At 69.0% G+C, this 23,388-nt stretch carries 21 protein-coding genes and 1 riboswitch; of the genes, 10 read left to right on the top strand and 11 right to left on the bottom strand.

From position 1 onward, the window contains the following. Positions 1 to 67: 67 nt before the first annotated feature. Complete coding sequence (locus LOK44_RS11730) at positions 68 to 1,636, bottom strand: hypothetical protein (protein ID WP_237570143.1); 1,569 nt, start codon at positions 1,634 to 1,636, stop codon at positions 68 to 70. A 362-nt stretch (positions 1,637 to 1,998) separates the two neighbouring features. On the opposite strand from LOK44_RS11730, the gene LOK44_RS11725 reads away from it, so the two are divergent. Beyond that, positions 1,999 to 2,457: a septum formation family protein gene (locus LOK44_RS11725; RefSeq protein WP_237570142.1), complete on the top strand. Its 459-nt coding sequence runs from the start codon at positions 1,999 to 2,001 to the stop codon at positions 2,455 to 2,457. 286 nt (positions 2,458 to 2,743) lie between these two features. Further along, the gene (locus tag LOK44_RS11720) at positions 2,744 to 4,051 is read left to right on the top strand and encodes a serine/threonine-protein kinase (protein ID WP_237570141.1); all 1,308 of its coding nucleotides are present in this window, start codon (positions 2,744 to 2,746) and stop codon (positions 4,049 to 4,051) included. 8 nt (positions 4,052 to 4,059) lie between these two features. Here LOK44_RS11720 and LOK44_RS11715 read toward each other — a convergent pair whose 3' ends face one another. Further along, a complete protein-coding gene (locus LOK44_RS11715) occupies positions 4,060 to 4,281 on the bottom strand; it encodes a hypothetical protein (RefSeq protein WP_237570140.1) in 222 nt (73 codons plus the stop codon). Between the two features lie 135 nt (positions 4,282 to 4,416). Continuing rightward, a riboswitch (glycine riboswitch) is annotated at positions 4,417 to 4,509 on the top strand. A 146-nt stretch (positions 4,510 to 4,655) separates the two neighbouring features. On the opposite strand from LOK44_RS11715, the gene LOK44_RS11710 reads away from it, so the two are divergent. After that, positions 4,656 to 6,029: an L-serine ammonia-lyase gene (locus tag LOK44_RS11710; RefSeq protein ID WP_237570139.1), complete on the top strand. Its 1,374-nt coding sequence runs from the start codon at positions 4,656 to 4,658 to the stop codon at positions 6,027 to 6,029. Positions 6,030 to 6,032: 3 nt separating this feature from the next. Here LOK44_RS11710 and LOK44_RS11705 read toward each other — a convergent pair whose 3' ends face one another. The 3 genes from LOK44_RS11705 to LOK44_RS11695 all read right to left on the bottom strand — a co-directional run bounded on the left by LOK44_RS11705 (position 6,033) and on the right by LOK44_RS11695 (position 7,012). Then, entirely contained in the window at positions 6,033 to 6,380 is a 348-nt protein-coding gene (locus LOK44_RS11705; protein WP_237570138.1) for an SEC-C domain-containing protein, read from the bottom strand. A 32-nt stretch (positions 6,381 to 6,412) separates the two neighbouring features. Continuing rightward, positions 6,413 to 6,583, bottom strand: coding sequence for a hypothetical protein (locus LOK44_RS11700; RefSeq protein ID WP_237570137.1), 171 nt, complete (start codon positions 6,581 to 6,583; stop codon positions 6,413 to 6,415). Between the two features lie 96 nt (positions 6,584 to 6,679). Then, positions 6,680 to 7,012 (bottom strand): hypothetical protein, encoded by a 333-nt coding sequence (locus LOK44_RS11695; protein WP_237570136.1) that lies wholly within the window; start codon positions 7,010 to 7,012, stop codon positions 6,680 to 6,682. 165 nt (positions 7,013 to 7,177) lie between these two features. On the opposite strand from LOK44_RS11695, the gene LOK44_RS11690 reads away from it, so the two are divergent. Beyond that, positions 7,178 to 8,728 carry an alkaline phosphatase D family protein gene (locus LOK44_RS11690; protein ID WP_237570135.1) on the top strand — a complete coding sequence of 517 codons (1,551 nt, stop codon included), beginning with the start codon at positions 7,178 to 7,180 and terminating at the stop codon, positions 8,726 to 8,728. A gap of 57 nt (positions 8,729 to 8,785) precedes the next feature. On the opposite strand, the gene LOK44_RS11685 is transcribed toward LOK44_RS11690, so the two are convergent. Continuing rightward, positions 8,786 to 11,260 (bottom strand): phosphoketolase family protein, encoded by a 2,475-nt coding sequence (locus LOK44_RS11685; RefSeq protein ID WP_237570134.1) that lies wholly within the window; start codon positions 11,258 to 11,260, stop codon positions 8,786 to 8,788. 306 nt (positions 11,261 to 11,566) lie between these two features. Between LOK44_RS11685 and LOK44_RS11680 the strand changes: the two genes are divergently transcribed. Continuing rightward, complete coding sequence (locus LOK44_RS11680; RefSeq protein ID WP_237570133.1) at positions 11,567 to 11,899, top strand: hemophore-related protein; 333 nt, start codon at positions 11,567 to 11,569, stop codon at positions 11,897 to 11,899. Between the two features lie 54 nt (positions 11,900 to 11,953). Here the strand turns inward: LOK44_RS11680 and LOK44_RS11675 are convergent, their stop codons facing one another. After that, complete coding sequence (locus LOK44_RS11675) at positions 11,954 to 13,357, bottom strand: NAD(P)/FAD-dependent oxidoreductase (protein WP_237570132.1); 1,404 nt, start codon at positions 13,355 to 13,357, stop codon at positions 11,954 to 11,956. A 79-nt stretch (positions 13,358 to 13,436) separates the two neighbouring features. Beyond that, positions 13,437 to 14,273 (bottom strand): LLM class flavin-dependent oxidoreductase, encoded by an 837-nt coding sequence (locus LOK44_RS11670; RefSeq protein WP_237570131.1) that lies wholly within the window; start codon positions 14,271 to 14,273, stop codon positions 13,437 to 13,439. A 147-nt stretch (positions 14,274 to 14,420) separates the two neighbouring features. Between LOK44_RS11670 and LOK44_RS11665 the strand changes: the two genes are divergently transcribed. The 3 genes from LOK44_RS11665 to LOK44_RS11655 all read left to right on the top strand — a co-directional run bounded on the left by LOK44_RS11665 (position 14,421) and on the right by LOK44_RS11655 (position 16,791). After that, positions 14,421 to 14,936 carry a hypothetical protein gene (locus LOK44_RS11665; RefSeq protein ID WP_237570130.1) on the top strand — a complete coding sequence of 172 codons (516 nt, stop codon included), beginning with the start codon at positions 14,421 to 14,423 and terminating at the stop codon, positions 14,934 to 14,936. A 117-nt stretch (positions 14,937 to 15,053) separates the two neighbouring features. After that, entirely contained in the window at positions 15,054 to 15,839 is a 786-nt protein-coding gene (locus LOK44_RS11660; protein WP_237570129.1) for an SDR family NAD(P)-dependent oxidoreductase, read from the top strand. Then, on the top strand, positions 15,832 to 16,791 hold the full coding sequence (locus LOK44_RS11655) for a phosphotransferase family protein (RefSeq protein ID WP_237570128.1): 960 nt from the start codon (positions 15,832 to 15,834) through the stop codon (positions 16,789 to 16,791). Before LOK44_RS11660 ends, LOK44_RS11655 begins: the two co-directional genes overlap by 8 nt. Here LOK44_RS11655 and LOK44_RS11650 read toward each other — a convergent pair. From LOK44_RS11650 to LOK44_RS11640, 3 genes are read right to left on the bottom strand one after another with little or no spacing between them, the layout of a single operon-like run. Continuing rightward, positions 16,788 to 18,083: an acyl-CoA dehydrogenase family protein gene (locus LOK44_RS11650; protein WP_237570127.1), complete on the bottom strand. Its 1,296-nt coding sequence runs from the start codon at positions 18,081 to 18,083 to the stop codon at positions 16,788 to 16,790. The two genes, LOK44_RS11655 and LOK44_RS11650, sit on opposite strands and share 4 nt — an antisense overlap. A gap of 26 nt (positions 18,084 to 18,109) precedes the next feature. Further along, complete coding sequence (locus LOK44_RS11645) at positions 18,110 to 18,880, bottom strand: enoyl-CoA hydratase/isomerase family protein (protein WP_237570126.1); 771 nt, start codon at positions 18,878 to 18,880, stop codon at positions 18,110 to 18,112. A 2-nt stretch (positions 18,881 to 18,882) separates the two neighbouring features. Further along, positions 18,883 to 20,124, bottom strand: coding sequence for an acetyl-CoA C-acetyltransferase (locus tag LOK44_RS11640; RefSeq protein WP_308192743.1), 1,242 nt, complete (start codon positions 20,122 to 20,124; stop codon positions 18,883 to 18,885). A gap of 166 nt (positions 20,125 to 20,290) precedes the next feature. Here LOK44_RS11640 and LOK44_RS11635 point away from each other — a divergent pair, with 166 nt between their 5' ends. Together LOK44_RS11635 and stpK7 are read left to right on the top strand one after the other, a co-directional pair. Beyond that, positions 20,291 to 21,469, top strand: a complete 1,179-nt coding sequence (locus LOK44_RS11635; protein WP_372481225.1) for a N(5)-(carboxyethyl)ornithine synthase — start codon at positions 20,291 to 20,293, stop codon at positions 21,467 to 21,469. A 109-nt stretch (positions 21,470 to 21,578) separates the two neighbouring features. Beyond that, positions 21,579 to 23,387: a serine/threonine protein kinase StpK7 gene (gene stpK7, locus LOK44_RS11630; RefSeq protein WP_237570124.1), complete on the top strand. Its 1,809-nt coding sequence runs from the start codon at positions 21,579 to 21,581 to the stop codon at positions 23,385 to 23,387. The last annotated feature ends 1 nt before the right edge of the window (position 23,388 follow it).

Here is a 23,388-nt window from a genome sequence, read left to right as displayed (position 1 = left end):
CCTGGCCGAGGTCTCGCCGGCTCGCTTCTCCCTATGGGTCGGCGGGACCGTCTATGCGTGGGGGCGCCTACTTGAGTACGACGACGACGGCGTACCCGTCGTGATCCCCGGTGGTCGTCGTTGCCGTGTTGTAGGCGTTGTTCAACGGGACCATGCCGCCGTAGGTCGCCTGTCCGCTGGCGATTAGTCGCATGGCCAGCGCGTTGCGGGCCACGTTCGACGACACGTAGGCGTGCCTGGGCAGGAACTCGTAGATGACGAACTCCTCGGTGCTGAACGCGCCACTCCAGACGTATCCCTGCGCCGTCTCCACCGGGTCGGGCCCGAAGATGCGGCCGTGGTTGTTCGGGAACAGGAAGAAGTTGTCGGAGAACCCCAAGAGCGGTCCGGTGGGCTGTTGCCCATAGAGGATGTCGTCGATCGTGCCGCGGAAGCCGGTGCTGTGGAAGGGCTGCCCGGGGAATCCCGACCAGAACATCGCGCAGTTGAGCTTCGCGGCGGATTCGGCTGCGGACGACGACGTCGGGTCGACGATGATGACGTTGACCGGCTCGAGGACGGTCCTGCCGCCGTACGGCAGTCCGCCGTAGTCCGCGATCTGCCCGTTCGGTTCCAGCATCCACTTGCCGATGTCGCCGTACGGCGTCGCCACGTCGTCGGTGGGGCTGGGTACGCCGACGGCCGTCGACGGCACCGCGTTGGTCGGGATCGTGACGGACGGCCCCTGCGGGAAGATGTGGGTGACGCCCCAGATGAAGCGTTCGATCTCCCGGTGCACCAGCTGCAGTGCCGCCTGCAGGATCGGGAACGGTGCGACGGGCGCATCACCGGTGCCCGCTGTCGGTGAGATCCCGAGGGCGGACAGGACGTGGCCGACGACCATCGCGATCGGGTTGGCCGGGGCCGGCTTGACCTGAGTCGACGAAACCGGGGAGATCGCAACGTTGTTCGTCGGTGACACCGGTGCTGCGGCGGGCAGCGCGCCACCCGTTGCCACGACAGTCGTGACGACGGCCTTGGGCACCGTCGTGATGGACTCGTCGACGACGTCCTTCAGGGCCGTCCCGTGGGTGCCGACGATCCGGGGCGCCTGCGAGGATTCGGTGTCGCCCCGAGTAGCTGGCGATTTCGAGCCCGAACCGCCCGGCTCCTTGGGCTGAACCGCCGAGACGATCTGCTGCGGGATTTCCGCGACCAACTCCGGCAGCGTCTTCGGCTCGTCGTCGACAGCGGGCCGATCGGCGTCGCGGCCGTTGCCCACCTGCATGGTCGGGACGTTCGACGGCGGGTCGGTCTCGTCGTCCGTCGAAGTCTCATCGTCCGTCGAAGTCTCGTCGGTCGACGGGGTCTCGGTCGAGTCGGTGTCGGTCGCTCTGGTGCCGGGCGACGTCTCCGTAGTACCCGCGGTCGCCCCCGTCGAGCCGGTCGACGTGTCCGGCGAGGACTGTCCGGTCGATCCGCTCGAGGCGTCCGGCCCCTCCGCGTGGGCCACGCCCGCGCCACCGGCCACCGCCGCTCCGATGCCCAACGCCAGCGCCAGTGCACCGACTCGGCCGACGAAAGATGCGGCACTCGACGCCGATGCTCGCGAATCCCGTTGGTGCGCTGCGATGATCGACGCGCTGTGCCGGCCCATGGTCGTTCCCTTCGTCCCCCCGCGGATCGCCACGCCTCTCCGCGTCCCCTGTAGTCGGACGAAGTCTAACCCCGACGGCCTGGCTTTCCGCAAACGATCCCAGCCGTGAGCGGCCGGGCAGTCGCGCGGCAGGGCGTAACGATCTTGGACGCAAGAACGATGGCTCGCCACCTGCGTCGATGATGCATTGCCAGTAACGGCACAACGCCTGCGCGCTCGATCGCGACGGCAGACATCGTTTGCCGCGAGCAAAGATGGTTGGGGAGCGCTTCGAACGAAACGGATCGCCCTCGCAGACCGTCGTCCATACTCGCCGGAGGCAACGATTGCTGTCCGAGGGAGACGCGCTGGTGAGGTACTCGATGGCGGTAACAGCGAGTGTCGTGGTGACGGTCGGCGCGCTGTCCGGGTGCATGGGTCAGCTGCCGACCGACGAGGCCAGCTCGACCGCGACGGCACCTCCGGAGCGGGAGGGGCGGTCGGTGGCGTCCTACTTCCGGGCCGGCGACTGCATCGAGGACATCTCGCCGTCCGCGACGGCGGTGACGCTGGTCGACTGTACGAAGCCACACGCTGCCGAGGTCTACGCCGTGTTCGCGCTGCCGGACGGACCGTTTCCGGGTGATGTCCGCATTGAGGAGTATCAGGACAGGTGCAGTAGGGCGGCTCTCGCGGAGTACTCCTCCACCGCGGCGAACGACCCGTCCGTGGACACCGTCAGGCGATCCCCGGATCGGGCCTCGTGGGACATTGGGGATCGATCGGTGACCTGCATCGTCACCTTCGATCCGCCACGGACGGGCTCCGTCCGTCAGCGATGACGGCAAATGTGCCAATTAGTTTGTTTCGATCGGGCCATATCGGATACCGCTCCAGTGGGCCGCGCTGCTTGTCGACGCACATCGAAGGGCAGGTCCAGCGAAGCCCCGTCGCGCTTGCGTTCAGACAGAAGCGCGATACGAGAGCGGCGGGGCTTCGTCTCGATTATCGGCGATCGTTCGGGATCGCGAGAAAACTGACGACCGCGTTCACGATTTCGTCAGAACCGGCCGGATCTGCCCGCGTGGCGACGTTTACGCGTGGGTCAACGGGGATAGCCTCCCGCGCATGAACGGTCCCAGCCTGTTGGGCGGCCGCTACGAACTCCGCGACATTCTCGGGTTCGGGGGGATGGCCGAGGTCCGTGATGGCTGGGACACCCGCCTGGACCGTGCCGTCGCGGTGAAGCTGCTGTACCCGGGCTTGTGTTCGCAGCCCGAGACCCGTGAACGGTTCACCGTCGAAGCTCGCTCGGCTGCCGCGCTCAACCATCCCGACATCGTCTCGATCTTCGATTTCGGCGACGACGACGAGTCGCCGTTCATCGTGATGGAGCGGTTGCCCGGCGAGACGCTGGGCGATCGGATCGCGCTGGGTCAGCTGTCCTCGGCAGAGGTGCGCGAGGCGCTGTGTAGCGTGCTGTCCGCGCTGTCCGCGGCACACGCGGCAGGGATGCTGCATCGCGACGTCAAGCCGGGCAACGTCCTGCTGACGTCGTCCGGCGGGGTCAAGCTCGCCGACTTCGGCATCGCGAAGACCCCCGGTGGGGCGCACACGACGACCGGCCAGATCGTCGGCACGTTGGCTTACATGAGCCCCGAGCGGATCGCGAGCAAGCCGGCGTCGGTCGCCGACGACCTCTACGCCGTGGGCGTGGTCGGATACGAGTCGCTCACTGGTCAGAAGCCGTTCCAGCAGGACGAGATCATGCCGTTGGCCCGGGCGATCCTCGAGGAGGATCCGGTGCCCCTGTCCACGCTGCGGCCTGACGTGGACCCCGACCTCGCCGCCGTGATCGAACGGGCGATGTCGCGTGACCCGCAGCGCCGGTTCGCGAACGCCGACGACATGCGGGACGCGCTCACGGGGGGAGTGGCACGACAATTCACCCCGGCGCGGCCCGTGGCGTTCGCGGCTCCCGTGAGTCCGCCGCCGGTGTCCGCATCGTCGACGGGCCCGAGTCCGCGGCCCATCACCAGGGTGTTCGACGCGCCCACCGACACGATCTCGGCCGTGTCCGCGAGTCCCGTCGGAGACGGGGACAGGGCAGGCAGGGGGCGGGCCGTCGCGGTGGCGTCGGCGGTCCTGTGTTCGATGGCCGCACTGGTCGTGGTGTTCGGCCTCGATCGGTCGCCGACGTCGACGACGCCGAGCGACACCGAGCCGGTCAGCATCAGCACTCCTGCGGCACCGCCCGCCGCACCGCCGCCGCCGGCTCCCATGACCGTCACACAGCTGGCACCGGCCCCGGTCGTCGAGCCGCAAGCCCCCGCGTCCGCTCCCGTCGTCGAGCAGGCTACGCAGCAGAAGGAGCGCGGCAACGGCAACAACGGGAATGGCAAGGGCAACGGCAACGGCAACAAGAAGCCGAAGTAGTCAGCGGTTTAGCGGAACCACTTCCACGGCTTGTCCCAGTGGCCGGGCGGGACGCCCACGACGTGGCCGATCTGGCCGGGAGGCACGCCCAGCCATTGGCCGACCTGCCCCGGCGGTGGCTTCGGATCCCAGTAGTCGGGGTCGGCCTGCGCGGGCGCACCCGCCGCGATCGCACACAGTCCCATGGCCGCGGAGATCGCCGCCGTGGCTGCGAGCTTCTGCACGTTCATCGGTCAGTCCCCCTTCGTTCGGTCATGCCTGTGCCCATGATCAACACCCGGGACGGCGGTCGTGTTCCGGCATCGTCGTTGCCCGACGCCGCGATCCATCCGGCGGTACCCTCGGTGGACAACTGAACATGCCGTAGACGCGTGGCGGGAGAACCTCCTCAACCGGAGGCGCCGTAGGAGCAATGTCCTCCCCAGGAATCTCTCAGGCCCAAGCACCGCCGCGTCGAGGCGACTCTGGAGAACAGTGACCGCACAGCAGCCGTCGCTTACCGAAGGTGAAAGGCGCTGCGGCGCCCAAACTCTCAGGTGCCAGGACAGAGCGGGGAGGTGCCGTATTCGATGCCCTCCGGGGCACGACGAAACCGGAGTACCTCGTGACCATCAGCGTGTTCGATCTCTTCACCGTCGGCATCGGGCCGTCGAGTTCCCACACCGTGGGGCCGATGCGCGCTGCCGTACGCTTCGTCGAAGGTCTCTCCGACGACGGCGTGCTGGCCGCAGTCCGTGATCTGCGGGTTGAGCTGTTCGGCTCGCTCGCGGCCACCGGCGCAGGCCACGGCACGATGTCCGCGGTGCTGGTGGGGTTGGAGGGCCTGCATCCCGATCGGATCGATGCCGATGACATGGCGGCGCGGCTGCAGCGGATGCGCGAGACGGGTCTGGTTCGCCTCGGCGGGCAGGTCGAGGTTCCGTTCCGCGAGGCCGACATCGTGCTGTCACCGCAGATCGTCCTCGACCGGCACCCCAACGCCATCACTCTCACCGCTCACGGCGAGGACGCGGACGTGCTCGCCGCCGGTACGTACTTCTCGGTCGGCGGCGGGTTCGTGGTCGCCGAGGACGAGGCCGCCCCCGACCCGGGGCAGGCCAAGGGCGTCGTCTTCGGATCCGCGCGCGAACTCCTCGACCTGGCGGCCCGCCGCGACACGTCGATCTGCTCGGTCATGGCCGAGCACGAGCAGGCCCTGCGACCGATGCCCGAGGTGCGCGCGCGCCTGCTGCACATCCGCGACGTCATGGCGCAGTGCTTCGAGCGCGGCATCGCCCAGGACGGCTACCTGCCCGGCGGGCTCCGGGTCCGCCGACGGGCGCGAGCCTGGCACGAACGGCTGGCGGCCGAGGATCCGGATCGCGACCCCGTGTTCGCCGAGGATTGGGTGAACCTGGTCGCACTCGCGGTCAACGAGGAGAACGCCGCGGGCGGACGCGTCGTCACGGCGCCCACCAACGGTGCGGCGGGCATCATCCCTGCGGTCCTGCACTATGCCGTGAACTACTGCCCGGCGGGGCGGGCCGACCCCGACGACACCGCAGTGCGCTTCCTGCTGACCGCGGGCGCGATCGGGTCGCTGTACAAGGAGCTCGCATCGATCTCCGGCGCGGAGGTCGGGTGTCAGGGCGAGGTGGGTTCCGCGGCCTCGATGGCGGCAGGTGGCCTCACCGAAATCCTTGGTGGCACACCACTTCAGGTCGAGAACGCCGCGGAGATCGCCATGGAACACAGCCTTGGTCTCACGTGCGATCCGATCGCCGGGCTGGTGCAGATCCCGTGCATCGAACGCAACGCGATCTCGGCGGGCAAGGCCATCAATGCGGCGCGGATGGCGATGCGCGGCGACGGAACCCACCGGGTGAGCCTCGACCAGGTGATCGAGACCATGCGGGCCACCGGTCGGGACATGAGTTCGAAGTACAAGGAGACGTCGGCGGGCGGACTGGCCGTTGCCGTCAACGTCGTGGAGTGCTGAGCCCTACCCGCGCCCGTGGCAGCTCTTGTACTTCTTGCCGCTTCCGCAGAAGCACGCACCGCGCCGCGGTATGGGCATCTCGTTCAACCGTCCGGCGAGGGCCTTGTCGATGACGTCGTCGAGCCGTTCTGGTGTCGCGGGTTCCTCGGACAGGATCCAGATCGTCAGCAGCACACCGACGATGGCCGAGAGAGCAGCTGCGACTACCGGCGGCTCGGCGGACTGCTCGCGCAGCCACCTGCCGAGTGGGGCGGACACCGGGTCGACGGCCTCCGCCAGGTCGTCGACCGACTGGGCGCATTCGACGGTGCGCAGCGCCGACCCGAGTTGGAATAGGTCGTGCGCCGGCATCCGGTAGAAGACGCCGTCGAGACCGAGGCGGTTTACCGGAGGTCCATGACGACGGGACCGATGCACGCGTGCCGCATGTACCGGAACGGGTGATCGCAGATCGGGCAAGCTCCATCGTCGTCCTGCTGCGTCATGACCGCGGAGTGCGATCGGAGGCGGTCGGCGACCATGGTGGTGGTGTGCGTGAACAGCGTGGACAACATGACAGTCCCCCCAGACGTCGAGCGATGTTTTCCCCGCGGCCCAGCATAGACCGGAAAAACAGACGCGGACGTCAAAAGTTAGCAAATCCTCCAGCGTCAGCCCGGTGGGGCCGATGCGGGGGTCCGCGGTGCCGGGGCCGACTGCCTCGGCGCGGGCCCGGGCGCAGGAGCCTGGCCGGGTGCGGGGACCGCGCCGGGTGCGGGCGCGCCTGCCGGTGGTGCCATTCCCGGCCCCATCGGCGGAGGCGGTTGCTGCAGTGTCGGTGACGGCGTAGTCGGCTGCGCGGGGATGCGGTCGACGCCGTTGCCCTTGACGATCAACACGGCCAGCACGATGAACCCGGCCAGCGCGATCACTGCCAGCGCCGCAAGCGCATACCAGAGCGCATTGGCTGCCTTGCCTACCTGCGGTGACGTCGTCGTCGCCATTGAGCACCACCCTTCGCGCTGCCGAGTGTAGCGAGACGTTTTGGCGCCGAAGTGTCAACCCTCGACGCCGCTGGTGGGGCACGTGTGCCGTGATCGTAAGACCGTGGGTGGACGCCGTACGCCTGCGCGTAACCGCTGCGACAGTCGCCCGGCAGACACTGCGCCGTGCCCATCACGCCGAGTCGGCGCAGCGTGCTCAAGGCGGGTTTCGTGCTCGCCGCACTGCCCGTCGTCGGGTTCACCGATCACCGGCGAGCCGGACCCTTGGCGGCCGACCCGTTCACCCTGGGCGTGGCGTCTGGCGAGCCCGCGGCCGACGGCGTGGTGTTGTGGACGCGGTTGGCGCCGAACCCGTTGGCCGACGACGGTTTCGGCGGCATGCCCGCCCGCGCGGCCGACGTCGAATGGGAGGTGGCGACCGACGAGTCGTTCACTGCAGTGGTTCGACGCGGTGTGACGACGGCCGTGCCCGAGTCGGCGCACAGCGTGCACGTCGAGTTGCGCGGGCTGCGGCCGGGCGCCGAGTACTTCTACCGGTTCCGCACGTCGGGGCACGTGTCTCCGGCCGGGCGCACCCGCACCTCTCCGGAACCGGGCTCGCTGCAGCCGTTCACGATGTGCTTCGCGTCGTGCTCGCACTACGAGCAGGGCTGGTTCACGGCGTACCGCCACCTCGCCGACGAGCAGCCGGACCTCGTCCTGCACCTCGGCGACTACCAGTACGAGTACGCGGCGGGCCGCAGCGCCGACGGGGTGCGCGACCACGTCGGACCCGAGACGGTGACGCTGGCCGACTACCGGCAGCGCTACGCCCAGTACAAGACGGACCCGGACCTGCAGGCGGCACACGCCGCCGCGCCGTGGCTGGTGGTGTTCGACGATCACGAGGTCGCCAACAACTGGGCCGACGAGGTGCCCGACGAGCCGGATCCCGGTTTCCTCGGCCGCCGAGCGGCGGCCCTTCGGGCCTACTACGAGAACATGCCGCTGCGACCGTCGGCGCGGCCCCGTGGCATCGACATGGCGCTGCACCGGCGGGTCGATTGGGGAGCGCTGGCGTCGATCCACATGCTCGACACGAGGCAGTACCGCACGGATCAGCCCTGCGGTGACGTCTACGGATCCGACTGCCCCGAACGGCATTCGCCCGCAGCCACGTTGACCGGCATCGAGCAGGAACGCTGGCTCCTCGACGGCTTCGCTCGGTCGCGGGCGCGGTGGGACGTCCTGGGGCAGCAAGTGTTCTTCGGCGAGGTCGACCTGGTGGCAGGGGCGGGCCGCGGCTACAACCCGGACGCATGGGACGGCTACACCGGCAACCGGGATCGCATCGTCGCGGGCATCGTCGACTCGCCGGTGCGCAACGCCGTCGTGCTCACCGGTGACGTCCACGCGCACTGGGCCGCCGAGATCCGCGAGCGGGCTGGTGAGCCGTCGTCGCGAATGGTGGCAACGGAATTGGTGACCAGCTCGATCACCTCCGGCGGCGACGGCTCGGACACCCGGCCCGACGTCGAGGCGGTGCTACCCGAGAACCCACACATCCGGTACTTCTCGAACCGCCGCGGCTACGTGCGCACCCGGATCACGACCGACGCGATCCAAGCCGACTTCCGCACGATGCCCTACGTCTCGCGGCCCGGTGCACCGATCGCGACCGGCGCGTCGTTCGTCATCGCCGATCGCGACCCCACCCTCCGCCGAACTGGAGCGTAGCGTCGCTGATAGGCCGCGACGGCGACGTGACTCTCCAGTTCGGCGCAGGTTGGGCGACTACTCGTTGTCCCCACCGGTCGAGACGGCGGCGTCATCGGCGAAGGACTGGTCGTGCGACGACGGCCACGCCCAGTCCCGGACCTCGGGGATGTCCTCGCCGTGTGCGCGGGTGTACTGGCGCGCGGCCAGGCGCTTGTCGACCATCTGCTGGCGCAGCGTGGCGTAGCGCGAGCCCAGGGACGGAACGCGGTCGATGACGTCCATCACTAGGTGGTAGCGGTCGAGGTCGTTGAGCATCACCATGTCGAACGGCGTCGTGGTGGTGCCCTCCTCCTTGTAGCCGCGGACGTGGATGTTCTCGTTGACGGCGCGGCGGTAGGTCAGGCGGTGGATCAGCCACGGGTAGCCGTGATAGGCGAAGATGACCGGACGGTCGCGAGTGAAGATCGCGTCGAACTCACGGTTGGTCAGACCGTGCGGATGCTCCTTCTCGTCCTGCAGCCGCATCAGGTCCACGATGTTGACGAAGCGGATCTTCAGTTCCGGCAGGTGCTTTCGCAGGATGTCGACGGCGGCGAGGCCTTCGAGGGTGGGCACGTCACCGCACGTGGCGACCACGACGTCCGGGTTCTCGCCGGCCTCCTCGGAGCCTGCCCAGTCCCAGATGCCGAGTCCCCGCGTGCAGTGCGCGACGGCCTCGTCCATCGTGAGGAAGTTGGGGCTGGGCTGCTTGCCGGCCACCACCACGTTGACGTACTGGCGCGAGCGCAGACAGTGGTCGTAGGTGGACAGCAGGGTGTTCGCGTCCGGCGGCAGGTAGACCCGCACCACCTCGGCCTTCTTGTTGACGACGTGGTCGATGAAGCCTGGGTCCTGGTGGCTGAACCCGTTGTGGTCCTGACGCCAGACGTGGCTGGAGAGTAGGTAGTTCAGGCTCGCGATGGGGCGGCGCCAGGGAATCTCGTTGGTCACCTTGAGCCACTTGGCGTGCTGGTTCATCATCGAGTCGACGATGTGGATGAACGCCTCGTAGCAGTTGAACATGCCGTGCCTGCCGGTCAGCAGGTAGCCCTCGAGCCAGCCCTGGCACTGATGCTCGGACAGCATCTCCATGACACGTCCGGCCCGGGCCAGGTGCTCGTCGACCTCGGGGCTCAGGTATTCGGCGTTCCACTGCTTGTCGGTCGCCTCGTACACCGATTGCAGGCGGTTCGACGCGGTCTCGTCGGGCCCGAAGATGCGGAAGTTGTCCGGGTTCAGCCGGATAACCTCGGTGAGCCAGTTGCCGAGTATCCGGGTGGACTCGGCGATGGTGGCGCCCGGTGCGGGCACGTCGACGGCGAAGTCGCGGAAGTCGGGCAGGCGCAGATCCCGCAGCAGCAGTCCACCGTTGGCGTGCGTGGTGGCGCTCATGCGCAGCCCGCCGGGAGGGGCGAGTTCGGCGACCATCGGGTCGAGTTTGCCGTCGGCGTCGAACAATTCGTCGGCGCGGTAGGACCCCAGCCAGTCGTTGAGCACCTGCAGGTGCTCGGGGGTGTCGCGGGCGCTGCTCAGCGGCACCTGGTGGGCGCGCCACGAGCCGGTGCTCTTCTTGCCGTCGATGTACGCCGGTCCGGTCCAGCCCTTCGGGGTGCGGAAGACGATCATCGGCCAGCGCGGCATGCGGTCGTCGTCCTCCGGCCACGCCTTGATCTCGGCGATCTGGTCGAGCACGGTGTCGAGCAGCTGGGCGAACTCGCGGTGCGCCGTCGCGTGCTCGGTGTCCTCGGTGGCGGTGAAGAAGTGCGGCTCGTAGCCGTAGCCGATCATCAGGCTGCGCAGGTCGTCCTCCGGGATACGCGCCAGCACAGTCGGATTGGCGATCTTGTAGCCGTTGAGGTGCAGGATCGGCAGGACGACACCGTCGTTGAGGCGGTTGGTGAACTTGTTGGAGTGCCAGCTGGTGGCCAGCGGACCGGTCTCGGCCTCGCCGTCACCCACCACGGCGGCGACGAGCAGGTCGGGGTTGTCGAAGGCGGCGCCGTAGGCGTGGGAGAGCGCGTAGCCCAGTTCGCCGCCCTCGTGGATCGAGCCGGGCGTCTCGGGCGCGACGTGCGACGGGATGCCGCCGGGAAACGAGAACTGCCGGAACAGCCGGCGCATGCCCTCCTCGTCGGCGGTGACGTCGGAGTAGACCTCGGAGTAGGTGCCGTCGAGGTAGGCGTTGGCGACCAGTCCCGGACCGCCGTGGCCGGGGCCGGTGACGTACATCGTGCGCTGCTCGCGCTCGCGGATCGCCCGGTTGAGGTGGGCGTAGATGAAGTTGAGCCCGGGCGTGGTGCCCCAGTGCCCGAGGAGGCGGGGTTTGACGTCGTCGCGGGACAGCGGCGTGCGCAGCAGCGGATTGCTCAGCAGGTAGATCTGCCCGACGGACAGGTAGTTGGCGGCGCGCCACCAGCCGTCCACCTGGGCCAGGGTGTCGTCGGTCAGCGGTGCCGTGTCGGTGGTGCGCCAGGCCGTGGGTTCGCGCTCGGTGTCCGTGGTCAGTACCACTAGTGCTCCTCGTGCTCGGGGTCTGGACTCCATGTAACCCGCATCGACGACTTCATGCAGACGTCCCATGCAGGTGTTCATCAGGCCGTTGATTGCATCGAGCAGGACTTGGGTAGTGCAGGGATGCGCTGCCCGGGCTCATTCGCTACGGGGGAATGGCGCGGGGACAAGCAGTGTTGCGGTGTAACGCAAACCGTCCACTGGACGATTTCCTTTGCAGTGTGATGGACTGATCGCACTGAATTGGCGCGCGAGCTGCACATTCGAGGTTCGAACAGAAACACCAGGGTTGGGAAGGTAATGAGAATGCGTATTGCAACCAAGGCTTTGATTGCATCGGGCGGCGTGGCCGCTGCGCTGTTGGGCACGGCCGGGATGGCCTCCGCGGCCCCCGATACCGAGGCCATCGTGAACACCACGTGCACGTACCCGCAGATCATCGCGGCCGTGAATGCTCAAGATCCCGCCGTCGGGCAGGAGATCACCAGCGATCCGCAGGCCGTCGGCGTCCTGCAGGGCTTCGTCGCGGCGAACCCCCAACAGCGTCGTGGGCTCATCGCGCAGGCGCAGATGTTCCCGCAGATCACCCAGTACACCGGGCTGATCAACAACGTTGCAGGCACCTGCAACAACTTCTGACGTAGCACCACGCGGTGAAGACCGGCCGGGAATCCCCAGCCGGTCTTTCCGTCGTCAGGGGCCCGTGTCCTCCGACAGGCCGGCGAGCTTCTCGTTGCACGCGGCGAGCGTCGCCGCGACCGCGTCCACGGCCTTGGCGCGGGTCTCCTCATCGGTCGGCAGGTCGGCGAACATCCCGCGCAGGATGTTCAGCCGGGCCGACTCCAACCATGCCGCCAGGTCGGCGTCGCGCAGCCAGCGCGACTGGGCGTCGTTGTCGGACATGGTGATCCGCAGCCAGTCCGCGGGTGTGTCCGGGTGGGGTACCGGCACGCACAGCGCGTTGCGTTCGTCGTCGGTGTCGTAGTTCGCGTCGACGTGCGCGATGAGCGCCGAGCTGAAGACCTGTTGGCAACCGCGCACGCTCTGCAGCGTGATCTTCTCGTCGGAGAACACCGGCACCGACGGTGGCCGCGACAGGCCCGACGCCGTGCAATCGACGTAGAGGCTGCCGGGGTGGGCGGGCATCGTGCCGTCGCGCAGGATCAGCCGTTCCGGTTCGATCCGCTCCACGTGGCCGAGCCGCACCACGTCGCCGATGCGGCGCAGCTGCTCCAGCTCGCGCTCGGACACGATGGCGCAGTGGTACATGGTCGGCTGTACTGCCGTGTCGATCCGCATCAGGCTCCCGTTGGCCTCGAGGCGTTCGAACAGGTCGTCGACCGAGGTGGCCTCGATTGAGGCTTGCATGCGGCCGACGATCGCGGCCCGGACGTCGTCGAGGAACCGCGGCGCAGGCTGTACCGTCGCCCGGTTCATCAGCCAGGAGTCGCGCGGCATGATCCACCGCACCCGCTCGGGTGGAATTCCGTTGCGCAGCAACCACAGGCACGCGTCCATCCCGGTCTTGCCCGCGCCCACGATCGTGAAGTGGTCGTAGTGCGTCGCCCGCCCGGGTAGGTCGTTGGGTGTGACGACCTCGACGTCGGGGGCCGCCGTGTACGGCGGGGGACGCATGGACGGCACCGTGGTCTTGAGGTAGGTGGCGTCGACGAGGCGGCGTCCCACGTCGACGGTGTGCTCGGTGCCGTCGAGCGTGCGGAGGCGGTGGTCGCCGAGGTAGCGCGTCATCGGCAGGTAGGTCAGCCGTCCGGTGGGCTCGAGGTGGTGGCGCATCACCTGGTCGTAGTAGGCGCACACCTCGCTACCGCTGGCGAGTTCGTAGAAGCCCTCGTTCCATCCGCCGGAGTCGACGACGTCGTCGCCGAACGGGCGGGAGTTCACGCCGTAGTAGGCCGACGGCTGGTGCAGCCGGACGAACGGATAGGTCGCGAGCCAGTGGCCGCCGGGCTGGTGGCCCTCGTCGACGAGGACGACCGTGGCCTGCGTGTCGGCAGTGTCGGTGAGGAGCGTGTCGACGAACGCCATGCCCATGGCGCCTGCTCCCACGACCAGGTAGTCGGCTTCGATGGTGCTCACCGGAGCCGACGTTACGCCGGAGTCCCGCGGCAGGTGGTGGGGTTCGCTGCGATGGTTCGTTTGGCGGGACCGGTCCGGACTAACCCCCGATGACCGTCTCGCCGAACTCCGTGATCGTCTCGGGCGGTGCGAAGTCGGCGAACCACACGTAGAAGCGTTGTGCGCCCTGATCTTCGAGCCTGCGGAAGTGGGCGCCGAGCGCGTCGGCGTCGCCGCACACCAGGCCGGGTCCGAGGTGACCGAACCGCCGTTGCGCCTTCTCGGTGGTCGCTGCCGGGTCGTCGCCGCTGCGGACGAATCCGGTCATCTGCTGCACGGTCGCCTTGGCCGAGCCGATCTTCGGAAGGAACTCCGGCAGTCGATCGACGTAGGTGGCGGGCAGGTTCCACCAGTCGGCGTGTTCGCGGACCAGGCCGAGCATCCGCGGCCCGATGCCGCCGAGCACGATCGGGATCGGTTGGCTGGGCGTGGGAATCTGGGCGCGCTCGTCGTCGGCGTCCCAGTACTGCCGCAGGGCGCGCAGGGTGTCGCCGAGGGCGTCGACGCGTTCGCGTGGTGACGCGGTGCTGAGGTCGAACTTCGCGAGTTCGTCGGGCATCGACCCGGAGCCGAGTCCGAGTTCGAAGCGCCCGCCGGAGGCCTCGGCGAGGGTGACGGTCTGCTTTGCCAGGACGGCGGGATGCCGGAACGCGTCGCACAGGACGAGGTGGCCGATCCTCAGCCGCTCGGTGTGCGCGGCCACCCACGTCGCGACGGTCATGGCCTCCCAGATGGGACTGGTCGGCGCCATCGGGGTCTCGAGGTGATCGAGGAACGCGATGCCGTCGAACCCCGCCGTCTCCGCGGTGCGGGCCTTGAGCACCAGATCGTCGAGGCCCTGCCTGCTCTGCGGGACGTAGAGGAACCACTCGGCCATCCGGCGTCCTTCCGTGGGTGAAGCACCGATGGTAACGGCATTCTCCGCAGAAGAGAGGCCATTCTGGTCGGTGGCCGCGGGTCCGCCGCGGTCCGGCCTGGCTGTTAGCATCGCGACGATCGTCTACTCCGATCCGAAGGAGGGCCCGTGGCCCGCACCGCGGCAGTGTGGGCCTCGTTGGCCGCCGGATCGATGCTGTGGACGTCGGGTGTCGCGGCCGCCGATCCGCACCCGCCCGGCACCGCCTTCGCGATCGGCATGTGCGTCGACGGCACGCAGCCCGTACTGGAGCGGCCCCTGCGGTTCGCCTACAACTGTGACGGCACCGGCGTGATGACCGACATGAACTGGACGTCGTGGGGCCGCGTGGGTGCGAACGGCACCGGCACCGACGTCTCGATCGAATGTCAGCCCAACTGCGCGCAGGGAACTCGGCTCGCCAACCCGATCGTGGTGCGGGCGTGGAACCCCGTATCGCCGACGAGTGACGATTGTCCGCGCGGCGTGCAGTACTACTCCGACGTCACGATCGCCTACCCGAAGAGTGCGCCGCCGTGGATCGATCCGGGCACGACGTGGGACGTGGGCACCGACTTCGTGACCGTCGACGGCATGCCCGCGGTGCACTTCTCGGGGCTCGCGCCCAACTGCCTGGCCCGCTAGCCGCCTCCCGGTCGATTCCGCGGTGATGGTCGCCTTGCCGTGCCTATACTCCGGCTGAGCGGTAACGGCATTCTCCGTGGGTGAGAGTGCATTTCCGGCAGCGAGAGGACGGTCGACGTGGGAGCCTGCGACGGGAGGATCGCCCTGGTCACCGGCAGTAGCCGGGGGCTGGGCAAGGCGATCGCGCAGCGACTGGCGGCCGAGGGCGCGACGGTCGCACTGACCGCCCGCACGATGGACCCCGACCCCAAGTACGACGGCTCGCTGGCCCAGACCCGCGACGAGATCCTCGCCGGCGGTGGCCACGCGATCGCCGTGCAGGCCGACCTGTCGTCGAGCGAGGACCGCGAGCGGCTGTTCGCCGAGGTGGTGAATTCGGTTGGGGCGCCCGACATCCTGGTCAACAACGCAGCCGTGACATTCCTGCGCCCGCTCGACGGGTTCCCGGAGAAGCGGGTACGGCTGATGCTGGAGATGCACCTCGTCGGACCGCTGCACCTGTGCCAGTTGGCGATTCCGGCGATGCGCGAGCGGGGTCGCGGCTGGATTCTCAACCTGACGTCGGTGGGCGGGGATCTGCCGGACGGGCCGCCGTTCTCGGAGTTCGACAGCGAGGCGGGCTTCGGGATCTACGGAACGGCGAAGGCCGGGCTGAACCGCCTGACCAAGAGCCTGGCCGCCGAGCTGTACGACGACGGCATCGCGGTCAACGCCGCAGCGCCGTCGGACCCGGTCGCGACGCCGGGGGCGGGCACGCTGGACCTGGCGAAGACGAAGACCGAGGACATCGCGCTGATCACCGAGACGGCGTTCCGACTGTGCACGGGTGATCCGGCGACGTCGACCGGCCTGATCGCGAAGACCCAGCCGTTCCTGCGTGACGTCGGATGGCTGGGTGACTGAGTTCGACCTCGACAGGCTGCGGGTCCGGCTCGCCCGCAGCGGTGTTCGCGAGGTCGGCGTGCTGGCGGGCGGGGCGTCGAGCCTGACGTTCCGCGGCGTGCTCGACGAGCGGCCGGTCGTGGTGAAGGTGGCGCCGCCCGGGCACGAGCCGGTCGGCCATCGCGACGTGCTGCGGCAGGCGCGAATCCTGAGGGCGCTCGGGTCGACGGACGTGCCGGTCCCGGAGGTGCTGGTCGAGGACGCCGGGTCCCCGCCGCTGTTCGTGATGTCGTTGGTGGCGGGTGAGTCGTTCGAGCCGCTGTTCGACGGCGATACTGGCCTCGGCGGCACCGAATTCGACGCCGTTCCGAACCGATATCGAAGCGCGGCACGTTGTTTGGCGACACTGCACGGGCTGAGCCCGGTCGAGTTGGGTGTGGGCGACGAGCCCGTGGTCGACGCGACCGCCGAGGTGGACCGCTGGTGCGCGACGCTGCGGACTGTCGACCAGGACCTGGTGCCGGGCTGGGAGGCGGTCAGCGGCGAGCTGTCGGCCGGTGTGCCCGCGCCGCTGGGTCCGGCGGTCGTGCACGGCGACTTCCGGCTGGGGAACCTGCTGGCGGTCCGGAGCGAGGTGACGGCGGTGATCGACTGGGAGATCTGGTCGGTCGGCGATCCGCGCATCGATCTGGGCTGGTTCCTGGCCAACGCCGATCCGGCCACCTATTCGCGACCGTCATCATTCGTTGACGCCGTGCCGTCGCGTGGCGACCTGCTCGAGCACTACACGCTCGACGGCGCCGACGTGCCCGACGTGGCGTGGTTCATCGCGTTGGCGTGCTTCAAGTCCGTGGCGACGTGGTCGCTGATCGTCAAGCACAACCGCCGCAGGCCCACGCCCCGCGCGGAGTTCGAGGAGATGGCTCCCGTGCTGCCGCGGCTGCTGCAGCGGGCCCGGACGCTGCTGGCCTAACCCCGCGGTATGCCCGCGAGCCGGTCGGCGAACTTCGCCTCCGCAGCCTCGCGCAGCCGCAGGACGTGCTCGGACGGGAACCCGTCGGGCGCCGGTACGACGTCCTTGAGCAGCTGGCGTGCCAGCGTCACCTTGTGCACTTCGGTCGGGCCGTCGGCCAGGCCCAGCACGAACGACTCGGTGAGGTACTGCACGAACGGCATCTCGTGCGACGTGCCGAGCGAGCCGTGGATCTGCAGTGCGCGCGCCGACACGTCGTGCAGCACCTTCTGCATCATGGCCTTGACGGCCGAGATGTCGCCCCGGACGGCCTTGTAGTCGTTGAACTCATCGATCTTCCAGGCGGTTTGGAGGGTCAGCAGCCGGAACGCCTCGATTTCCATCCAGGAGTCGGCGATCATCTCCTGCACCATCTGCTTGTTGGCCAGCACCTCACCCTGGGTGTAGCGCGACACGGCCCGCTCCGTGATCATGTCGTAGATCCGGCGCACCAGCCCGACCGTCCGCATTGCGTGGTGGATGCGGCCGCCGCCGAGGCGGGTCTGCGCGACGACGAACGCGCCGCCGCGCGGGCCGAGCATGTGATCGTCGGGCACCCGGACGTTCTCGTAGCGCACGTACCCTTCGCGGCCACCGCCGAGCGGCTGGTACCCCAGGCCGACGTCGCGCAGGATGTTGATGCCGGGGGTGTCGCCGGGCAGCACGAACATCGAGTAGCGCTCATACGGCGGCGCTTCGGGATCGGTCATCGCCATCACGATGATGAACGACGCCATCGACGCGAACGACGAGTACCACTTCTCGCCGTTGATGACCCAGTGGTCGCCGTCTTGCACGGCGGTGGTGGTGAAGACCTTGGGGTCGGCGCCGCCCTGGGGCTCGGTCATCGAGAAGCACGACACGATGCGGTTGTCGAGCAGCGGCTCGAGGTAGCGCTGCTTCAGCTCCGGCGTGCCGTAGTGCGCGAGGATCTCGCTGTTGCCCGAATCCGGTGCCTGGGAGCCGAATACGATTGGCGCGCACTCGGAGCGGCCGAGGATCTCGTTCAGGAGCGCGAGCTTCACCTGCCCGAAGCCCGGGCCGCCGAGGTGCGGGCCTAGGTGGGTGGCCCACAGCCCGCGGTCCTTCACGATCTGCTGCAGCGGCGGAATCAGCGCCTGGCGCACCGGGTCGTTGAGGTCGTGGGACTCCTCGACGATCATGTCGATCGGTTCGCACTCCTCGCGGACGAATCGTTCGACCCACGCCAGTTGTTCGGCCCACTCGGGGTCGGTGGTGAAGTCCCACGCCATGCGTCGGTCCTTTCAGCTGGGGCCCGTCACGACCACGCGGCGCGGCGTGCGGCCGCGTCGTCGGTGGCGTGGGTGAGCACCTGGTTGCGGTTCTCGAGTTCGAGTGCGGCGTCGAGGTTCGGCGCGTCGGTGTTGACCTGCAATGCGCGCTTGGTCAGTTCGACGCCCAGCGGTGCCAGCCCGGCCACCTGGCCGGCCAGTTCCAGCGCGCGGTCGAGCAGGGCGTCGGCGGCGACCACCTGGCTGACCAGTCCGCGGCGATCCGCCTCGTCGGCGAGCACGGTACGGCCGGTGAGCGTCCAGTCGGCGGCGACGCTCGTTCCGACGATGCGGGGCAGGTGGTAGCTGGTTCCCATCTCCGCGCCCGAGAGGCCGAGCAGGATGGCTGCGTTGCCGAACTTGGCAGTGTCCGAACAGATTCGGATGTCGGATGCCAGGCATAGCGCCAGGCCTGCGCCGACGCAGGCGCCGTTGACCGCGGCGATGACCGGCTGCGGTGCGTCGCGGATGGCGCGGGGGAGCGCGGCCATCGCCTCCTGGAAGCGCATCCGGTCGATCGCGGGGGCGGTGGCCTCGAGCATGCCGGGCCCGAAGTCGCGGACGTCGATGCCGGAGCAGAACCCGCGGCCCGACCCGGTGAGCACGATGGCGCGCACGGACCGGTCGCCGCCCAGCGCACGGAACGCGCCGATGAGTTCGTCGCGCATGACCTGGTTGATCGCGTTGAGCCGGTCGGGCCGGTTCAACCGCAGGACGGCGACGCCGTCGGTCGACGTGTCGAGCAGCAGTGTCTCCATCGTCAGACACGCTCGATGATGGTCGCGGTGCCCATGCCGCCGCCGGTGCACATGGTGACCAGGCCGGTGGTGAGGTCGCGGCGTTCGAGTTCGTCGAGCACCGTGCCGATGAGCATCGCCCCGGTGGCGCCGATGGGGTGGCCGAGCGCGATGGCGCCGCCGTTGACGTTGACCCGCGCGGGGTCGAGGCCGAGGTCGCGGATCGTCTTGAGCGGCACGGCGGCGAACGCCTCGTTGACCTCCCAGAGGTCGATGTCGGCCGCACGCATGCCTGCGCGGTCGAGGCAGCGCTGCGCGGCAGGGCCGGGCGCGGTCAGCATGATGATCGGCTCGCTCCCGATGGCCGCGGTCGCGCGGATGCGGGCGCGTGGGGTCACGTCGTGCCCGTCGAGCCATGCCCTGGACGCCACGGCGGCCGCGGCTGCCCCGTCGACGACGCCCGAGGAGTTGCCCGCGTGGTGCACGTGGTCGATCGCCTCGACGCCGTAGCGCTCGGCGCCAATCTGGTCGAACGTCCGGCTCTCGCCGTCGACCGAGGCGGAACCCATCTGCGCGAACGCGGGTTTCAGCCCGGCGAGCTTCTCGGCGGTGGTGCCGGGCCGGGGGTGCTCGTCGGTCTTGAGCACCACCGCGCCGTTCGCGTCGGTGACGGGGATGACCGACCGGTCGAAGCGGCCCTCGGCGATGGCCTCGGCGGCGCGGCGCTGGCTCTCGGCGGCGTAGGCGTCGACGTCGGTGCGGGTGAAGCCCTCCAGCGTGGCGATCAGGTCGGCCGAGATGCCTTGCGGGACGGTGGGGTAGCGCGCTCGGAAGGCGGGGTTGTCGCCGTCGATCGTGGGCACGCCAACCGACGAGCGCTTGCGCGAGGAGTCGACTGGTAAGCCGACGTCCCAGCGGGACATGGATTCGACGCCGCCGGCGAGCACCAGGTGCTCGGCGCCGGACGCCACGGCGGTCGCGGCGACGGTGATCGCCTGCTGGCCGGAGCCGCAGAACCGGTTGAGCGTCATGCCGGGCACGCTCTCGGGCCAGCCGGCGAGCAGCACCGACAGGCGGGCGATGTCGTCGGCGTGGTCGCCGGACAGGATGCCGTTGCCCGCGATGACGTCGTCGACCTCCGCGGGGTCGAAGCCGATACGCCGGGCGAGCGCGGTGATGCACTGGGCGAACAACGCCTGCGGATGGATGCCGTGCAGGGCGCCGTCGGGGCGGCCCTTGCCGCGGGGCGTGCGGACGGCGTCGATGATCCAGGCGTCGATGTCGAACTCCCGTCATTGCGAGAACCGGTGATCCGATATTGAGAATCATGTTCTCATGCTCACCGGTCTACCACGCCGGGTTTGGGAACGCGTTCTCGCCCGCGGGCGTTCCGGCGCCTCGGGCGCGGCATAGGCTGGTCACCGCCGTGGCATGCCATCGCGCGCCGCCGGCCCGACGCCAATCCCTGGAGGATCCGTGGACCAGTTGACCCTCGGTGTCATTGCCAACACCCGCAAGGAGAACGAGCACCGCCTGCCGATCCACCCGGAGCACCTCGACCGCATCGACGCCGACGTTCTCAGTCGCATCTACCTCGAACGGGGTTACGGCGAGCGCTTCGGCTTCAGCGACGAACAGCTCGAGCGCCACGTCGCGGGGACGCGTTCGCGCGCCGAGCTGATCGCCGAGTGCGACGTGATCCTGCTGGCCAAGCCCGACGCCAGGGATCTGGCCGAGCTGCGCGACGGTCAGGTGCTGTGGGGCTGGCCGCACTGCGTGCAGGACCGCGAACTCACGCAGCAGGCGATCGACCGCAAGCTGACGCTGATCGCGTTCGAGGCGATGAACTTGTGGAGCGAGGACGGCGCCTTCAAGCTGCACGTCTTCCACAAGAACAACGAGATGGCCGGCTACTGCTCGGTGCTGCACGCCCTGTCGCTCCTCGGCTCGACGGGCACCTACGGGCGACGGATGCGGGCGGCGGTCATCGGGTTCGGCGCCACCGCGCGCGGTGCGGTGACCGGTCTGCACGCCCACGGGGTCGTCGACGTCGACGTGCTGACCAACCGCAACGTCGCCGAGGTGGCCAACCCGATCCACTCGGCCAACATCGTGCAGTTCGAGAGCGGCGACGACGGCAGCTTCGCGCTCACCGACGACGGGCGCGTGCCGCTGGAGCCGTTCCTCGCCGGGCACGACATCGTCGTGAACTGCGTGCTGCAGGACCCCAATGCTCCGCTGATCTTTCTGACCGAGGACGACCTGGCCTCGTTCCGGCCGGGCAGCCTCATCGTCGACGTCTCCTGCGACGAGGGCATGGGCTTCAGCTGGGCGACGCCGACGTCGTTTGGGTCGCCGAGCTTCGTCGTCGGAGACAACGTCACCTACTACGCCGTCGATCACAGCCCGTCGTACCTGTGGAACGCCGCGACGTGGGAGATCAGCGCGGCGCTCATCCCGTATCTGCCCACGGTGCTCGACGGCCCGCAGGCGTGGCGCGACGATCAGACGATTCAGCGCGCCATCGAGATCCAGGATGGCGTCATCGCCAACCCCGAGATCCTCGAGTTCCAGAAGCGCGAGGCCGAGTACCCGCACGCCGCGAGCTGAGAGGCGGGCCCGAAACTGGCAAGGACTGCCTAGTTCCTCGTCGACTCGACGGATTGTGCGGTAACTTCTCCTCGACACACCGACTGGCCGCAGCCGAGGAGTTTCTACGGTGGATGCGACACCTTTCGGGCATTACCAGTTGCAGATGCTGCTGGGCCGGGGCGGAATGGGCGAGGTCTATCGGGCCTACGACACCAGGACCGACCGCGTCGTCGCGCTCAAGGTCCTGCCGCCGCACATGGCCACCGACGAGGTCTTCCAGCAGCGGTTCCGCCGCGAATCCCAGGCCGCTGCGGGCGTGAACGACCCGCACGTCGTCCCCATCCACGGCTACGGCGAGATCGACGGCAGGCTCTACCTCGACATGCAGCTGATCGAGGGCCGCACGCTCGGCGCGATCCTGGCGGAGGACAAGAAGCCGCTCGATCCCGCGACGGCGGTGTCGGTGATCGAACAGGTCGCCGGCGCACTGGACGCCGCGCACGCCAAGGGTCTGATCCATCGCGACGTCAAGCCGTCGAACATCCTGCTGACCGACCGGGACTTCGCCTACCTCATCGACTTCGGCCTGGTGCGCACCGCGGGCGAAGCGGGGATGACGACGGCGGGCAACACCCTGGGCACGTTGGGCTACATGGCGCCGGAGCGGTTCGAGGGCGGGCCGATCGACGGCCGTGCGGACACCTACGCGCTGGCATGCGTGCTCTACGAGCTGCTCACCGGCGTGCGGCCGTATCAGGCCGACAGCCTCGAGCAGCAGATCGCCGGGCACATGATGTCGCCGCCACCGAAGCCGTCGGCCAGCGACCCGAAGTTGGGCGCGTTCGACGACGTGATCGCCACGGGCATGGCGAAGAAGCCGATCAAGCGGTACCAGACCGCGGCCCAGCTGGCGGGCGCTGCGCGGCGGGCGTTGACCGCACCGGTCCCGCGGGCGCGTTCGATCCGGACCAGCGGACGGCATTCCGCACCCGTGCCGACCGGCCACCACCCCGCGCCGTGGCGGGCGCTGGCGGTGTCGAGCGCCGCCGTGGTGCTGGCCGGCCTGTGCGCGTTCGGGGCGTGGCAGCTGTGGGGGTCGCAAGCCCGGGGAACCCAACCGGTCGGAGTGGCCGAGTCGACGGTGCCCGCGGTGGCGCCCGACGGCGCGGTGCCCCAGATCGCCGCGACAGTGCCGCCGGACGTCCGTGCCACGGGCCGACTGGTGATCGGGGTCAATACGCCCTACGCGCCCAACGAGTTCGAGGATTCCTCCGGCAAGATCGTCGGCTTCGACGTCGACCTGATGAATGCGATCACGCGCGTGCTCGGGCTGTCGGCGGATTACCGCGAGACCGCGTTCGAGAGCATCATGCCCTCGGTCGGTGGCGGCAGCTTCAACGTCGGGATGTCGTCGATCACCGACACTGCCGAACGGGAGAAGACCGTCGACTTCGTGACGTACTTCCAGGCGGGCACGCTGTGGGCCCAACGGGCAGGCGGGTCCGTCGACCCGGACGCGGCGTGCGGGCTGCGGGTGGGCGTGCAGTTCGCGACGATCCAGGAGACCACCGAGCTGCCCGCCAAGAGCGCCACCTGTACGGCCGCCGGGCTGGCGCCGATCGACATCGTGGTCTACAGCCGCCAGGACGACCTGACGCAGGCGCTCGTCGCCGGTGACGTCGAGGCGATGTCGGCCGACTCCCCGGTCACGGGCTTCGCGGTGAAACTCAGTGCGGGCGCGCTGGAGCCGGCAGGCGAGATCTTCGACGTGGCGCCGTACGGCTATCCCGTCGCGAAGGGCTCGCCGCTCGCCGAGTCGTTGCGGTTGGCTGTCGAGCACCTCATCGCCACCGGCGAGTACCGCACGATCGCCACGATGTGGGGTGTCGAGAAGGGCATGATCGACGCGCCGACGATCAACGCCGCCGCTGGGTGAT

This window comes from Mycolicibacterium lacusdiani, from assembly GCF_021916785.1.
Taxonomy (GTDB): Bacteria; Actinomycetota; Actinomycetes; order Mycobacteriales; family Mycobacteriaceae; genus Mycobacterium; species Mycobacterium lacusdiani.
Note: the sequence above shows the minus strand (reverse complement) of the source record. Positions and strands in the feature narration are given on the sequence as shown.